Genomic DNA, 15,589 nt, shown 5'->3' with positions numbered 1-15,589 from the left:
ATGGTAATATGTCAAGAAAACGCTTCGGGAGGAACCCCGCGCACCATGTCCAAAACACCCGATTCGGGCAAAGCGGAAGATGGCGGACCTTCGACGGTCGAGCAATATCTGGTGAAGGACCCGGAACGCTTCGCCCTGAACATGGCGCGCATGATCGAGCAGGCCGGCAAGGCGGCTTCCGCCTGGGCCGAGCCGCGCGAGAAGGGCGAAGTGCGCGACCATGTCGCCGAACCGGTCGTCGACATGGTGAAGACCTTCTCCAAGCTCAGCGAATACTGGCTTGCCGACCCACAACGCGCGCTCGAAGCGCAGACGCGGCTGTTCGCCGGCTATATGACGGTTTGGGCGAACGCCATCCAGCGCGTCAGCGCCGATGCCGAGCGAACCGAGGACGCGGTCAAGCCGGAGCGCGGCGACAAGCGTTTCCAGGATCCGGAATGGGGCCGCAACGCCTTCTTCGATTTCTTGAAACAGGCCTATCTCGTCACCTCGCGCTGGGCGGCTGATCTTGTCGAGCACGCCGAAGGCCTGGATGACCACACCCGCCACAAGGCGAGCTTCTACGTCAAGCAGGTGTCCAACGCCATCTCGCCGTCGAATTTCATCCTGACCAATCCGGAACTGTTTCGCGAAACCATCGCCTCGAACGGCGAAAATCTTGTGCGCGGCATGAAGATGCTGGCCGAGGACATCGCGGCCGGCAAGGGCGACCTGAAGCTGCGTCAGGCCGACTACTCGCCCTTCGAGATCGGCCGCAACATCGCCACCACCCCCGGCAAGGTGGTCGGCCGCAGCGACGTCGCCGAGATCATTCAATACGATCCCGCCACCGAGACGGTGCTGAAACGGCCGCTGCTGATCTGCCCGCCCTGGATCAACAAGTTCTACATACTCGACCTCAACCCGCAGAAATCCTTCATCCGCTGGGCGATCGAACAGGGCCACACCGTGTTCGTCATCTCCTGGATCAACCCTGATGAACGCCACGGCATGAAGAACTGGGAAGCTTATACAAGAGAGGGGCTGCAATACGGCCTCGACACTATCGAGAAGGCCACAGGCGAGAAAGAGGTCAACGCTATCGGCTACTGCGTCGGCGGCACGTTGCTGGCGGCGGCACTTGCCCTGCTGGCGCAGGAAGGTGACGATCGCATCAAATCGGCGACCTTCTTCACCACCCAGGTCGATTTCACCTATGCCGGCGACCTCAAGGTGTTCGTCGACGAGGAACAGGTCGCGGCGGTGGAAAAGGCGATGAACGAAAAGGGCTATCTCGACGGCACCAAGATGGCGACCGCCTTCAACATGCTGCGCTCGGGCGACCTGATCTGGCCCTATGTCGTCAACAACTACATGCGCGGCAAGGATCCCCTGCCCTTCGACCTGCTTTACTGGAATGCCGATTCGACACGCATGGCGGCGGCCAACCACTCCTTCTATTTGCGCAACTGCTATCTCGAGAACAACCTCTCGCGCGGCAGGATGGAACTTGCCGGACGCACCGTTTCGCTCGCCGATATCAAGATCCCCATCTACAACCTCGCCTCCAGGGAAGACCACATCGCTCCCGCGCTGTCCGTCTTCCTCGGCTCGAAATATTTCGGTGGCGAGGTCGAATACGTGATGGCGGGCTCCGGTCATATCGCCGGCGTCGTCAACCCGCCCGCATCGGGCAAGTACCAGTACTGGACCGGCGGCAAGCCGGAGGGCGACTTCGGCGAGTGGATCGCAAGGGCCACCGACCATCCTGGCTCCTGGTGGCCGCACTGGCAGAGCTGGATAGAGGCCAAGGACAACAATCGCGTGCCCGCCCGCAAAGCAGGCAAGCATATGAAAACTTTTGGTGATGCCCCCGGCACCTATGTCAAGGTGCGTGTGTAACCGACTGTAATGTCTGGTGAGTTGACGGACCCGTAAAAGCGGGCGAAATGGTGTCGTCAACCATCTTGCCGCCTAAATTCGGCAATTGCCGCAAAAATACTTCCAGGCTTGCTGATTTGACACAGGTCTCGTTTCCGGATCGGAGACAAGGGGCACGTCGACGCAGCCGTTCGGACGCCGCGCCAAGGATATACCGATCGGACATCGAGGGGGAATTTGACTTTGAAATCAGCAGGGTGGAGCCTCGCGAAGGGAGAACGCCGCACCATTGCGGCGGCGCTCTGCTCCGTGCTCCTGGCCTCCTGCACCTCGGCCGGCGACCCCACAATGTCGGTTGGCATGCCCGGCTACAATGCCTCCGCGTCGGACATCAATGCAGCCTCGACAAACAAGCCGATCGTGGCCGGCGATTCGTCGTCGCAGACGGCGACCACGCAGACCACCGTGATGGCGGAAGGCGACACAGCGCTGCCCGAGACGGTCGCCTACGTGCCGATTACCAAGCCGCAGGCGGCCTTCCCGCTCACCGCGCCGGCTGAAGCTGAAACGATTGCCGGAAACACGCCGCAATCGCTGGAGCAGCAGCCGCAGACGGCGCAGCAGACCGATGCGGCGGCGCAGAAGATCGCCGCCGCCGACGCGGCCGTGACGGCGCCGAAGCAGGCCGCCACACCGGCGATGAACAATCCGGTCTATGTGACCGCTGGCGAGGCGCAGCAAGCGGAGGCGCCGAAGAAAAGGGGTTTCCTGGCCTCGATGTTTGGCGCCACGCCGGCTTCGGCGAAGCCCGCTCCACTGGTCAACACGCGCGCAGGCGAACAGCCGGCTGTGCAGGCCAAGCCCGCCCCGGCGGCGGCAAAGCCGATCATTACACTGGCCTCGGCCGATTCCACGGCGAAACCGGTGCAGCTGGCTTCGCTCGGCGACGACTCAGGTCACATCACCGGCAGCGATGCCCTGCCGGGCGTCCGCCAGACGGCGCTGTTCGAGATCAAGCGCAAATCCGGCCTCGACGACGAAAGCGACGTCGACCTCAACGAGGATGAAGGTTCGGGCGGCCTCTACCAGGTAGCTTCCGCCGCCGGCATGGCGCGCCTGGCGCCCAACGGGCTCTTGAAGCAGAACGAGAGTGTCGACGTGGCGTGCCTCAAGCCCTCGCTGGTGCGCGTGCTCAAGACGATCGAAGGCCACTACGGCCGCAAGATGGTCGTCACCTCCGGCTATCGCGACCCCGCCCGCAACCGCCGTGCCAACGGCGCCAAGAATTCGCTGCACATGTATTGCGCCGCCGCCGACATCCAGGTGCCGGGCGTCTCGAAATGGGAGCTGGCGAGCTACGTCAGGACGATGCCCGGCCGCGGCGGCGTCGGCACCTACTGCCACACCGAATCGGTCCACGTCGACGTCGGCCCCGAGCGCGACTGGAACTGGCGCTGCCGCCGGCGCAGCGGTGGCGAAGGCTGACCAGGGCCGGTTCGGCTGGACGCGCTAATACCGTGGTCCAAACCTCCGCGATTGCTCTCCTTCGCAAAGAGCGAGGTGAGTTCTGGGTTTGGCACGGGCACATTCAATCTGTTCTTAAGGCTTAGTCATCTCCTTCTTGAGACTTGGCTTAATTATGGCGCGGTAGTTTTTGATCCCAGCAGCAAGAAGCCGGGTTTCGCACGTCCCCGCTTACCTCTTTTCTTCAGGTTGACAGTGATATCCTTGAGGGGGAGCTTTCCACTCAGGATTTGTTAATCATGCTCGGGGATTGGAATGCACAAGGTCGTCGCGGCGATTGCTGTGCTTGTGCTTGCGTTGGTGGCGGACATGGGTTCGATATCGCCATCCTTCGCTCAGCAACGCTGCACGGAAATCGGATTTCCAGACAAGGACACGGCCGTTCAGAGCGGCCTCGCGCCTGTCGATAACTGCTATGAGCTCGACGCCCAGGCTGCTGCCGCTTCATCGGACGCCCGGGCCGGAACGCCATTTCGCGATTGCGAACATTGCCCTGAAATGGTCCCGCTGCCTCCGGGCAGCTTCATGATGGGCGCAAGCCAGAAGGAGATGAAGCGGCTCAGATATGTGCAATGGGCGACGCCTCAACATGAGGTAACGATCGGCTATCCGTTCGCCATCGGTCGCTTCGAGATCACCGTTGATGAGTTTGACGCCTATGTGAAGGAAACCGGTGCTGGGGTCGGCGGCAAGTGCGGTATACGTACGATCGAAAGCGGCCCGAACAAATTCAAATATAGCGGCACACCCGTCCCCGGCGGCGACAAGACTGAATCCGCGCCATACGCCATCTATATCAGCGACGGCTCCTACGCGCAGCCGGGATTACCTGTGACAGGACGGCAACCGGCCGTATGCGTTTCCCGCAACGACATGAAAGACTATCTCGACTGGCTCTCCATGATGGCGAACAAACACTACCGGCTGCCGACAGAAGCGGAGTGGGAATACGCTTATCGGGCGGGAACGGATTCGTTCAATTATTGGGGCGATGACTTCAAGCAGACATGCGATTACGCGAACTTCGCAGACCGCAAGTCCGGCTATCAGGCAGGCATGGCTGCCTCCTGTTCGGAGAAAATACATCCTGACTGGACCGCCGAGGTCGGTTCCTACAAGCCCAACTCATGGGGTCTTTACGACATGGGCGGTAACGCCCAGGAAGCCGTCGAGGACTGCTTTCACAAGAGCTACCAAGGGGCGCCCGCTGATGGTTCGCCTTGGACGGAGCCGGACTGCGTTCTCTTCGCGGCGCGCAGCGGCGACTATGAGTTGACGCAGTTCTCCATGCGTGGCTCAGAGCGGTTGCTGTTCGGATACACCGACGATACCGATGACGGCATGTGGAACCGGGATGAAGGATCCGATGAACGCTTCAACGTCATGGGTTTCCGTGTGGCCTTGTCGCTCGACGATAAGAGCTGGGACAAGACCGCGCGAGCTGCTGCGCCCGAAAAACTGGCAGAAGTGAAGGTTGCGGCCGCTGCATCACCGACCACAACAGACAGTGGTCCGCAATATGACCACCTCCCCGCCGCGGTCAAAACCTACGTCGAGGATATCCGCAACAGCTGCAAGGACTATGACGCGAGCGGCATCCCTGCCAACAAGATGTCGGGCGTCCGACCGATTTCGCTTGTCGACGGCACGCCAGCCCTTCTCATCGAGAATGAAACCTTATGCTCCGGCCATTACCCGGGCGCGAATTGCAGCAATCGCGGGTGCGATGTGGTGGTCATGGTCGAAGGGAACGGCGGTTGGAGGGAAATCTTCCACGAGCATCTGTACGACGACACCTTCGACATCGGCGAGGACAAAAAGCTGAGTTCGATTTCAGCGACAATCTATGCGGGCGACCCGCATTGTGGTCCCCCTCCGAACGCCAAATTCATGTCCAGCGACAGCTGCGACGTCGTGATCCACTATGAAAACCAGGGCTGGATTTGGCGAAAGGCCCAACATGCGGCGACGTCGCGCGTCACCGGCGGCCAGATAGGGACGGACACCGCACCTTCGACCACAGAGAATTGCGGCGGCTCATATGTCTTCGTGCAATTGGTCACGTTCCTGTACGATCCTCTGCTCGGCCCGAAGGTGGATCGACAAATGCTCGAGGCAAAGGGTGACGCTGCCTCCTGGTACGACGTGGAATGCGATGCGGCTGGGAGGCCCTCGATCTTTACCCGCTACGAGTTCGGCAAGAAGACCGGTCTGACGGCCGTGGAATACGACGGTCAGTCGAACCATGTGGCGCGGCAAGTCGCGAAAGGTCCGGACGGAAATGTGCTCGATACCAGCGTGATTGCGCGCAATGCAAAGATGCAGCCCGCTAGAATCGAGGTCCTGAATGCAGATGGCGTAGCCGAAAAGGTCGGCCTCTTCAGCTATCGCGATGACTTCGTCGATCTGAACATTACGGAGGTGAAAAGCGGCGCATCACTATGGCATGCACGTGAATGGTTCGATGACAGCGGAGCCCTTGCCCGAGCATACTGGTACTATCCGAGGTTTTGGTATGACTATCACTACGATCCGAAAACGGGCCTTTATCCGGTGCACGACAAGTATGACGGTGACCTGAAATTCGAGACAACGAAGTACGAATATGACGAGTTCGGGAATACCCTGTCCCGCAGGTCTACATGCATTGTCGACACGTGCGACACGGTGACAAATTTCGGAAAATACGACCACGGCCATCTGGCACACGAAGAGGCGAAACTCAAAAGCGGAGACCAGCTTGTCTGGGAGAACGCGTACGATGCCGAGGGCCGACTGGCGGTGTCGCACCTGAATGCGAACGGACGTTTCGTTATCAAGTTCGTTGTTGAACGAGATGGACCTTTGGTCAAACAGACGGTTGCCTATTCCCCGAAGGGCAAGAAGCTCTTCGTCTATGATCGCGCGGAGACGGTATACATAACCAGAAACGGATCCCCGGTGAATGGCGGCAAATACAAGCGCTTTACGAAACACGATGTCTGGTGAACAAACCGATGTCACTGTTGAGCGACATGCATTTGCATCGGGCCGCTTCCAGCAATCGTCTGAAAAGTGCCCGGAAATCCACGCAGCGGCTGGTGACGGCCGCCAGAAAAATTGCCGCTGGCGCTGCGTGAATCACTCGCTTCGGCAGGCAGGAAAAAAGTTGTCCAAGCCGGCACCTGACGGGTTGCCGGTTGCGCACAACGCCAGTATAAGCCGCTTTCATCTGAGCGCGCCCATCGTCTAGCGGTCAGGACACCGCCCTTTCACGGCGGTAACAGGGGTTCGATTCCCCTTGGGCGTACCAGCTTCACTCGATGTCCCCTCCGCTCCTTTCGGCGTCAAGAGCTATTGCGCCGGACAGGGTAACACCCCCTTCCGAAACGTCATTTTACGTGTTGACCATTCCGCCGCCTCGACCTTGTCGAGGGCAAGGCTCGATGGTTAAATCGGCTTTCCCAGGGGGATGCTAATATGGCAGTTCACCTTTCGGCGGATGCTCGAGCTCCTGCGGCGACGCCGCCACAAAGATATCTCTTTGGCCCGCTGGCCGACTTCCTCATGCTTGGCGGCAGCGCATTCCTGATTTTGCCGGCCCTGTACTTCGTGCCTACCAAATACGACAGCCTTGTTGCGGCGGCGATGTTTTTCCTGGCCTACTTGATAAACTATCCGCATTTCGCCCACTCTTACCAACTCTTCTATCGCAATTTTGGAAGCAAGGTGCGCGGCGAGGGATACGACAGCGGCCTCCAGATCCGCTACATTTTCGCCGGCATTGTCGTTCCCCTGCTCATGGTCGGGTTTTTTGCTTACGGCTCGATAACGGCGAACGCCCGGCTGCTCGGAAACGCAGCCAACGCGATGTTCTTTTTCGTGGGCTGGCACTACGTCAAGCAAGGCTACGGCATGTTGATGGTGGACGCCGTGTTGAAGCGCAGGTTCTTCACCAATCCGGACAAGAAAATCTTGCTGGTCAACAGCTATGCCGTATGGCTGTTCGCATGGCTTCAGACGAACACGGCGGTCAGCCAAGCAAAATATTACGGCTTGGAATATTATACGTTTGCTACGCCTGCGTGGCTCAACACGATTGCGCTGTCGGCCGCGGCCGCTTCCACGGCCGCCACCGTCGTGATGCTGATCAATCGCTGGAGTAAAAATGGCGGCAGCCTGCCGTATAACGGCGTCGTCGCCTATATCGCGTCCCTATATCTTTGGATCCTGGTCGTGAGAATAAACCCGCTGTGGCTGCTCGTGGTGCCGGCTCTCCATTCGCTGCAGTACCTGGCCGTGGTCTGGCGCTATCAAAGCAATGTCGAGCGTGACGGTCCCGATGCACAAAAGGTTCCGGACTCCAGAATCCTGTCCGTTCTTGGTCCGATCTACAGGACGCGAGTCCTGGGGTTCGTCGTCGCCGGCGGGGTCCTCGGCGGTCTCGGTTTCTGGCTGATCCCGGCGGCACTGACTGCCTTGATCCCTTACGACAAGGAAGTCCTGGGTTCGTCGCCGTTCTTCTTCATAGTGCTGATCTTCATCAACGTGCACCACTACTTCCTTGACAACGTCATGTGGCGACGCGGCAACCCCGAAGTTTCAAAATATCTGTTCCGCTAGCGGTGGCATGGACCGGCTGTGGGACGCCTTGCGGAGCACTTCAGGCGGAAAGAATTGGCATCGGCTCAGTGGCCGCGCCGGCCGATATCTCTTTTTGCACGGCGAAGAAGAACCTGCGCACCTCGTCGCTGGCCGCCGCCCTGTCCCTGCCTGATCTGACGACGAGATCGAACAACTCCGTCGCCTTGGCCCTCCAGAACGAGGTGGCGCTGTCGCCATGCAAACTGTCGAGCCTGGCAGCCACCTCCCGAACCAGGAATGCCTGACGGTCGATCGGGAATGCACGGATTTTTTCTGGGGACATCTTCCGAACCACGAGACTGACGCAACGAATCAACCATTGCCGAACAAGCATGGCGTAGCCGCGAAAGTGGAAACGGAAGCTTAATGGCATCGGCATCGATGCGCCGTTCGGCCAGGAGAACGAAAGAGCGCAGCGCACCTCAGGCTTGCAGCCCTCTCGCCTGGCCACTGCGCTTGCGCGGCGCCATCATGTCCCGGGCCATCAGCCCGGTCACCCGGCAGAACACCATGAACGCCCGGCAGGCATCCTCGGTCTTGACCACGTCCACGGTGGCGCCGAAGCAGGCGTTGAAGGCCTTCTGGTAAATCGGGCCTTGCCGGCGCAGCGGCCAGGCCTGGAGAAAATCAAGGGCCTGTTCGACGCTGTAGATCTCCTCGACAGGCAGGCCGGGTCCGGGCGCGATACGCACCGGCACCTCGAATTGCAGTCTGTCCATCCGCCATCTCCCGAACTGTCGTCACCAGCGGCAACGCCATCCGTCGTAAAAAGTTGCTCTGGCCGGTCGCTACCGCAGGAATGTGGCGTCTCCGCGGTCATGGACGTTTTGCCGCAGCCGCCGCAAGCAAGCGCCAAGGCGCCCGGCCTTGTCGAACGCGGGCGCCTTGGCGGTCCGGCTACTGGTTGGCGGGATCGGTCTCCGCACCGAAGGCCATGCGCACCGCCGTAAGCAGCACGAGAGCAGACGGCACAGCGAAAATCCCGCCAAGGACAAGTGCCCCTGTCGCCGAAAGGCCGAGCGTCTCCGTCAGCGCCCAGTAGACGGTTCCGATACAGATGAGCGCCTGGACGGAAAGGAAAATGGCGGCGCAGGCCGCGCGCGAAAGGCTCTTGAGTGTCTTGATACGTTGCATGGAAACAATCCGGAAATGACGCGCTACGCACCGCTGCGCGACCGAAGCCGCCGCGCGGATCGAGGCGCGAACAGGAAGTGGTTTGAGTGAAGGAGCGGTTGAAACCGCTCAGGCCGGAACCGATGGCGGCGCGCGCGGCTGATTGGCAGTCGCCCACGGTGTGCGGGCGTCCCCGTCGGCGGCGACGACCTCTGCCGGCGGAACCGAAACAAACCAGGAAAAGACGGTGTCCCGAGCCGACAGGGCCGGATGGCCGCCGGCGAACTTAACCAGGGCCGGCCGGCCGGAACGAACTTCCAGCGCCTGCGCCTTGCCGGTGATGCGCAGCAGCGCCGCCGCTTCGCCGGACCGCTCCACGCCGGCGCTGGCGACACCGGAGGCTGCTCCGGCAAAGACGGGCACCTCCGCCCGGCCAAGCGACAGCATCGCCAGCAGCACAAGGCTCATCAGCAATGAGCAGGCCGCCTTCAACGGCGCTTCAGGCAATCTGGCGTGCTCGACGCTCATGAAATCTCCAAAAACCTCCCTCGCCCTACCGCACGGTCGACTGAAAGGGAAGGAACAAGGGCGTCAAGGACACCGGGGCGCGCCGAATATCCCTGCCGCTTGGTCGTGTCCGGGCAGTTCTTCCTTGAACCTTTTGCCCTCAAGTGCCAAATCTGGGGAGATTTTCACGCCGGCTCCCTTGCAGAGCCACACCGGCAAGACGGACACCAATGGTCACTTATCTCGACGCCGCCACGGCACCGCTCAGAAACACCGGCCAGATCCGCCTCTATGGCGAGGAAGGTTTTGCCGGCATGCGCAAGGCATGCGACCTCACGGCGCGCTGCCTCGACGAACTGGTGCCGATGGTTGCGCCCGGCGTCACCACCGACACCATAGATCATTTCGTTTTCGAGTTCGGCATGGATCATGGCGCGCTGCCGGCGACGCTCAACTACCGCGGCTACACCAAGTCTTCCTGCACCTCGATCAATCATGTCGTCTGCCATGGCATCCCCGACAACAAGCCGCTGAAGGATGGCGACATCGTCAACATCGACGTCACCTACATCCTCGACGGCTGGCACGGCGATTCCTCGCGCATGTACCCCGTCGGCACCATAAAACGCGCGGCGGAACGCCTGCTCGAAGTCACCCACGAATGCCTGATGCGCGGCATTGCCGCGATCAGGCCCGGCGCCCGCACCGGCGCCATTGGCGCGGCCATCCAGAGCTATGCCGAGGGCGAGCGCTGCTCGGTGGTGCGCGACTTCTGCGGCCACGGCGTCGGCCAGTTGTTCCACGACGCGCCCAATATCCTGCATTATGGCAGCGCCAATGAGGGCGTCGAGATGCGGCCCGGCATGATCTTCACCGTCGAGCCGATGATCAACCTCGGCCGGCCGCATGTGAAAGTCCTGTCGGACGGCTGGACCGCGGTGACACGCGACCGCTCGCTGTCGGCGCAATACGAACACACGATCGGCGTGACCGACACCGGCTGCGAGATCTTCACGCTCTCCCCCAAAAAGCTCGACCGCCCCGGCCTGCCAGCCTAATGTTTCGTTCTCCCGGCGCTCGCGGTCGGGGAGCTGGGGGCAGACGAGATGTCAGGTGACGACGACGAGCGCAGTTTCTTTGCAGAAAAGCCTGCGCAGCTTTCCGCGACCATGCACTCTCCTGGGACAGCCGGGCCTGCCGCGAAGACCAAGGGGATCGAGGAGAAGCCGCATTATCTCGGCCATCGCGACCGTTTGCGCGAACGCTTCGCCTCGGCAGGTCCCGACGCCCTGCCCGACTATGAGCTTCTGGAACTCCTGCTCTTCCGCCTGATCCCGCGCGCCGACACCAAGCCGGCCGCCAAGGCGCTGCTCTCCCGCTTCGGTACCCTGGCCGAGGTGCTTGGCGCGCCCGTCGGCCTCCTCCAGGAGGTCAAGGGCGTGGGCCCGGTGGTAGCGCTCGACCTGAAGGTCATTGCGGCGACGGCCCAGCGCATGGCGCGCAGCGAGGTCCATGGCCGCGAAATCCTCTCCTCTTGGCAGCAGCTTCTCGACTATTGCCGGTCAGCCATGGCCTTCGAGGCGCGCGAGCAGTTCCGCATCCTGTTCCTTGACAAGAAGAACACGCTGATTGCCGACGAGGTGCAGCAGACCGGCACCGTTGACCATACGCCCGTCTATCCGCGTGAGGTGGTCAAGCGCGCTCTCGAACTGTCGGCGACGGCAATCATCCTGGTGCACAACCACCCGTCGGGCGATCCGACGCCATCGCGTGCCGATATCGAGATGACCAAGGAGATCATCGACGCGGCCAAGCGGCTGGGCATTTCCGTGCATGACCACATCATCATCGGTCGCAAGGGCTATTCCAGCATGAAGGGCTTGCTGCTGATCTAGATCATCGGCTCGGCGAAGCTATCCGAATGAAAGCAGGCAATTCGCCGGCCCGGTCTTTCGGCTCAAGAATTTGAAAATCGTTCAATTCTGGAACGAATGGCCCGAAATTCGGGTCATCTCGTCACAGGTTTCCAAATTCCCCTGCAAATTCCCCGTCTTTTAGAAGATAATTCCGTTGAGGGACGGCATTTCCGTTGATACCGTTTGAAACGCTTCAATTGGAGCCAGCCATTGCAACGCAAGCGCCCGACCATAGCGGATGTCGCACGCGCCGCCGGTGTCTCCATCGGAACGGTGTCGAACTTCATCAATGGGACTGCCGGCCTGAAGGAGGCCACGCGCGAACGCATTGAAAAGGCGATCGCCACGCTGATGTACCGGCCGAGTTCGTTTGCGCGCTCGCTGCCGGGCCGCGCGCCCCACAGGCCGAAGAATCTCGATCATCTGCCGAGGCTCCTGGTCGCGGGCCGGGTCAGCGTCGACTTTCTCTGCCGCGTCGACGTCCTGCCGCATCGCGACGACCGCATCACAGCCAGTCATATCGAGAAGGCGCTGGGCGGGCCGGCGGCCAATCTCGCGGTTGCCGCCGCCGGTGTTGGGACGCCCTACGCTCTCGACGTGGAACTGGCGACGGCGGTCGGCGAAGACCCGGAGAGTGACTGGGCGCTCGGCGCGCTTTCCAAACTGGGCGTCCACGCATTGCCGATCCGCAACACGCCCAACAACCGCCTTTCGCAAGCCATCGTGATCATCGAGCGCAATGGTAGCCGCACGATCATCAGTGAACCGTTCGAACTCGGCGAGATCGATCTGACCGCCAATCTGGACATCCAGCCCGAGCCGCGCCCGGCCTGTCTTCACATCGAAGGCTTCCACTACGAAACGATGACCGCTTCCATCGCGCGCTTTCATCAGGCCGGCTGGAGGGTGAGCCTGCATTCGGCCGGCCTGCCCAAGAGCGCACGCACGCCTGAAACCTTCACGCAGATGGTCCGGCACATCGACCTGACCTTCATCAACGATGTGATGATTCGGGAGATTTTCGACTTTCGCTCCAGGATGGCGACGATGATCGAAGAGGTGCGGCTGATGCTGGCGCGCATCAAGCCGCGCGGAACGGTCGTGCTCACTCTCGGCGAGTTTGGCGCGGTCGTCTTTCCGGCGAATGGCGGACCGCAGATCGAGGTGCCGGCACTGCCTGTCGACCGCGTCGATGCGACGGGCGCCGGCGACAGCTTCGCCGGCATATTCCTAAGCCTCTGGCTGCATGGTGCGTCGCTGGACGACGCCGCCCGCCATGCGGCGATCGGCGCGAGCCTGACGACCACGGTCGAAGGCGCACAGGGCTACATCGCGGATTTCGCGACTTTGAAGGCCGCCGCCTTGGCGAACAACGCCATGTTGGCAAGCTGAACCAACAACTTACGGGAACCCAGGAGAGTATTGGTCATGGCGAAAACAAGAGTGCTTCTGGTCGGCGAGAGCTGGATGAGTTCGGCGACCCACTACAAGGGGTTCGATCAGTTCGGCAGCGTCACCTTTCACCTGGGCGCGACGCCGCTGGTCGATGCCTTGAAGAGCAGCGAATTCGACCTCGACTACATGCCGGCCCATGAAGCCGTCGAAAAGCTGCCTTTCACCACGGAGGGCCTGTCGCAATACAAGGCCATCATCCTCTCCGACATCGGCGCGAACTCGCTGCTGCTTCACCCCGATGTCTGGCTGCACGGCAAGACAGTGCCCAACCGGCTCAAGCTTCTGCGCGACTGGACGCAGGCCGGTGGTGGCATGGTCATGATCGGCGGCTATTTCTCTTTCCAGGGCATCGACGGCAAGGCGCGCTGGCACCGCACGGCCGTCGAGGAGGCGCTGCCGGTAACCTGCCTCCCCTATGATGACCGGCTCGAGATTCCCGAAGGGTTCCGGCCTGAAATCACCGGTCCCAAGGATCACCCGATCTTTGCCGGCATCGAAGGCGAATGGCCGCTGCTGCTCGGCGCCAACGAGGTCGTCGCTCGCGATCGCGATGACGTCGAAATCCTCGCACGGTTGCCGCAGGATCACGGCGGTCATCCGCTGCTGGTCACCGGCCGCCATGGCCAGGGCCGCACGCTGGCCTGGACGTCGGATATCGGCCCGCATTGGCTGCCCAACAGCTTCGTGGAATGGCCGGGCTATGCGCGTCTTTGGACCAACGTGCTGCGCTGGGTCAGCAAGGCCGTCTAGCCGACCAGCAACCGCCGGGGAACCGCCATGACAGAACCGTTTCTTGTCGCCAGAAATATCGCCAAGCGCTTCGGCGCTCTGACCGCGCTTGCCGATGTCGACCTGGAGATCCGCTCTGGCGAGGTGCTGGCGCTTCTCGGCGACAACGGCGCCGGCAAATCCACCTTCATCAAGATCCTGGCGGGCGCCCATCCGCCCAGCGATGGAAAGCTTCTCATCGAGGGCAATCCGGTGGCTTTCTCCTCGCCCAAGGATGCGGCGTCGTCGGGGATCGCGACGATCTTTCAGGAACTGGCGCTCTCGGAAAACCTGTCGATTGCCGAAAACGTCTTTCTCGGCCGCGAATTGAAACGCTCCATTTTGGGTATTCCCTTCCTGAAGCGCAAGGAAATGCGCCAGCGCGTCGACGGCCTGCTGAAAGAGCTCGACGCGCATATTTCCGATCCGGAAGCACCCGTCGGCAGCCTGTCCGGCGGTCAGCGCCAGGCCGTGGCCATCTGCCGGGCCCTCAATCTGAATGCCAGGCTGGTCATCATGGACGAGCCGACGGCGGCCCTTGCCGTCGCCGAAACCCGCAAGGTTCTGGCACTGACGCGGCGGCTTGCCGCGCGCGGTTGTGCCGTCGTCCTCATCAGCCACAACATTTCCGAAGTGTTCGAGGTCGCCGACCGCATCGTGGTGTTCCGGCGCGGCCGCAAGGTGGCCGAACGGCTGGCGGCCGAGACCAATCACGAGGAAGTCGTTTCGCTCATAACAGGCGCTCATCCCGACGTGCGGGCGCTTGAAAAATCAAACTGAAATGCACGTCCATTCCAGAGAGGATAAACCAATGCTTTCTCAACTCAAAAAAGCGCTCGCCGTTTCCGTGCTGTCACTCGTGGTCGCCACGGCGGCGCATGCCGCCGACAAGCCCAAGGTCGCCTTCGTCCCGCAATTGATCGGCATACCCTATTTCAATGCCATGGAAGCCGGCGGCAATCGCGCCGCGAAGGACCTGGGCGTCGATTTCATCTATTCCGGCCCCGTCGACACCAACCCGGTCGATCAGTTGCAGATCGTGCAGAACCTGATCGACCAGGGTGTCCAGGCGATCTCAGTCAGCGTGCTGGATGCGTCCAGCATCGCGCCCGTCGTCGAGAGCGCCAAGGCCAAGGGCATCAAGCTTTTCACCAGCGACAGCGATGCACCCGACAGCGGCCGTGCCGTCTATGTGGCGCAGGCGACCGACGAAGGGCTCGGCACGACGATCATCGATGAGTTGGTGAAGCGCGTCGGCGAGGACGCCACGATCGGCATCGTCTCCGGCGAGGCGACGGCGTCCAATCTCAACGCCTGGATCGGCTTCATGCAGAAAGAGGCCACCGCCAAATATCCGAAGCTGAAACTGCTGGCTCCGCAATTCGCCGGCGGCACGGCCGAGCGCGCCGCGCAGATATCAGGCGATCTCATGGCCGCCAATCCCGACATCAAGGCCATCATCGCCGTCGCATCCTCGACCTGCCCGGGCGTCGCCCAGGCCATCGAAACCGCCGGTAAGATCGGCTCCGTCATCGGCACGGGCTATTGCAGCCCGAACACGGCGCGATCCTACCTGAAGAGCGGCGCCTTCGGCTTCACCGTGCTGTGGGATCCCGAACAGCTGGGCTATCTCACGGTCTGGGCCGGCAAGCAGTTGATCGACGGCAAGAGCTTCGAAGCGGAAAACAAGATCGCCGGCCTCGAAAAGCCCGCCACCTATGATGCCGCCAAGGGCATCCTGCTGCTCGGACCGCCGGCGGTCTTCACGAAGGACAATGTCGACAAGTTCAACTTCTGAGCCTTGGGATGAACACGGTGCGACA

15 protein-coding genes and 1 tRNA gene are annotated in these 15,589 nt (G+C 61.4%); 12 read left to right on the top strand and 4 right to left on the bottom strand.

What is annotated here, in order from left to right:
• The first annotated feature begins 45 nt into the window (after positions 1–45).
• The 6 genes from phaC (at position 46) to FJ949_RS11350 (ending at position 7,986) form a co-directional block, all read left to right on the top strand.
• The gene (phaC, locus tag FJ949_RS11375) at positions 46–1,881 is read left to right on the top strand and encodes a class I poly(R)-hydroxyalkanoic acid synthase (protein WP_140495818.1); all 1,836 of its coding nucleotides are present in this window, start codon (positions 46–48) and stop codon (positions 1,879–1,881) included.
• A gap of 216 nt (positions 1,882–2,097) precedes the next feature.
• A complete protein-coding gene (locus FJ949_RS11370) occupies positions 2,098–3,345 on the top strand; it encodes a YcbK family protein (RefSeq protein ID WP_140495817.1) in 1,248 nt (415 codons plus the stop codon).
• Between the two features lie 294 nt (positions 3,346–3,639).
• A complete protein-coding gene (locus tag FJ949_RS11365; RefSeq protein WP_140495816.1) occupies positions 3,640–6,372 on the top strand; it encodes an SUMF1/EgtB/PvdO family nonheme iron enzyme in 2,733 nt (910 codons plus the stop codon).
• Positions 6,362–6,616 carry a hypothetical protein gene (locus tag FJ949_RS11360; RefSeq protein ID WP_181172101.1) on the top strand — a complete coding sequence of 85 codons (255 nt, stop codon included), beginning with the start codon at positions 6,362–6,364 and terminating at the stop codon, positions 6,614–6,616. Before FJ949_RS11365 ends, FJ949_RS11360 begins: the two co-directional genes overlap by 11 nt.
• Positions 6,602–6,676 (top strand) — tRNA-Glu (locus FJ949_RS11355). Before FJ949_RS11360 ends, FJ949_RS11355 begins: the two co-directional genes overlap by 15 nt.
• 167 nt (positions 6,677–6,843) lie before the next feature.
• On the top strand, positions 6,844–7,986 hold the full coding sequence (locus FJ949_RS11350) for a hypothetical protein (RefSeq protein WP_140495814.1): 1,143 nt from the start codon (positions 6,844–6,846) through the stop codon (positions 7,984–7,986).
• 40 nt (positions 7,987–8,026) lie between these two features.
• Here FJ949_RS11350 and FJ949_RS11345 read toward each other — a convergent pair whose 3' ends face one another.
• The 4 genes from FJ949_RS11345 to FJ949_RS11330 form a co-directional block, all read right to left on the bottom strand.
• On the bottom strand, positions 8,027–8,428 hold the full coding sequence (locus FJ949_RS11345; protein ID WP_224646992.1) for a DUF6074 family protein: 402 nt from the start codon (positions 8,426–8,428) through the stop codon (positions 8,027–8,029).
• Between the two features lies 1 nt (position 8,429).
• Positions 8,430–8,726 (bottom strand): DUF982 domain-containing protein, encoded by a 297-nt coding sequence (locus FJ949_RS11340; RefSeq protein WP_140495813.1) that lies wholly within the window; start codon positions 8,724–8,726, stop codon positions 8,430–8,432.
• Between the two features lie 178 nt (positions 8,727–8,904).
• A complete protein-coding gene (locus FJ949_RS11335) occupies positions 8,905–9,141 on the bottom strand; it encodes a hypothetical protein (protein ID WP_140495812.1) in 237 nt (78 codons plus the stop codon).
• Between the two features lie 108 nt (positions 9,142–9,249).
• Positions 9,250–9,648: a hypothetical protein gene (locus FJ949_RS11330; RefSeq protein ID WP_140495811.1), complete on the bottom strand. Its 399-nt coding sequence runs from the start codon at positions 9,646–9,648 to the stop codon at positions 9,250–9,252.
• Positions 9,649–9,857: 209 nt separating this feature from the next.
• On the opposite strand from FJ949_RS11330, the gene map reads away from it, so the two are divergent.
• The 6 genes from map to FJ949_RS11300 all read left to right on the top strand — a co-directional run bounded on the left by map (position 9,858) and on the right by FJ949_RS11300 (position 15,564).
• Complete coding sequence (gene map, locus FJ949_RS11325; RefSeq protein WP_140495810.1) at positions 9,858–10,685, top strand: type I methionyl aminopeptidase; 828 nt, start codon at positions 9,858–9,860, stop codon at positions 10,683–10,685.
• A 48-nt stretch (positions 10,686–10,733) separates the two neighbouring features.
• Positions 10,734–11,522: a DNA repair protein RadC gene (radC, locus tag FJ949_RS11320; protein WP_140495809.1), complete on the top strand. Its 789-nt coding sequence runs from the start codon at positions 10,734–10,736 to the stop codon at positions 11,520–11,522.
• A gap of 231 nt (positions 11,523–11,753) precedes the next feature.
• Complete coding sequence (locus FJ949_RS11315) at positions 11,754–12,935, top strand: PfkB family carbohydrate kinase (protein WP_140495808.1); 1,182 nt, start codon at positions 11,754–11,756, stop codon at positions 12,933–12,935.
• 36 nt (positions 12,936–12,971) lie between these two features.
• On the top strand, positions 12,972–13,748 hold the full coding sequence (locus FJ949_RS11310; RefSeq protein ID WP_140495807.1) for a glutamine amidotransferase: 777 nt from the start codon (positions 12,972–12,974) through the stop codon (positions 13,746–13,748).
• Between the two features lie 27 nt (positions 13,749–13,775).
• Positions 13,776–14,546 (top strand): ATP-binding cassette domain-containing protein, encoded by a 771-nt coding sequence (locus FJ949_RS11305; RefSeq protein ID WP_140495806.1) that lies wholly within the window; start codon positions 13,776–13,778, stop codon positions 14,544–14,546.
• 31 nt (positions 14,547–14,577) lie between these two features.
• Positions 14,578–15,564, top strand: coding sequence for an autoinducer 2 ABC transporter substrate-binding protein (locus FJ949_RS11300; protein WP_140495805.1), 987 nt, complete (start codon positions 14,578–14,580; stop codon positions 15,562–15,564).
• The last annotated feature ends 25 nt before the right edge of the window (positions 15,565–15,589 follow it).

Origin of the sequence: Mesorhizobium sp. B2-4-1 (assembly GCF_006442185.1) — a bacterium.
Classification (GTDB): domain Bacteria; phylum Pseudomonadota; class Alphaproteobacteria; order Rhizobiales; family Rhizobiaceae; genus Mesorhizobium.
This window is presented reverse-complemented; position numbering and strand designations above follow the sequence as displayed.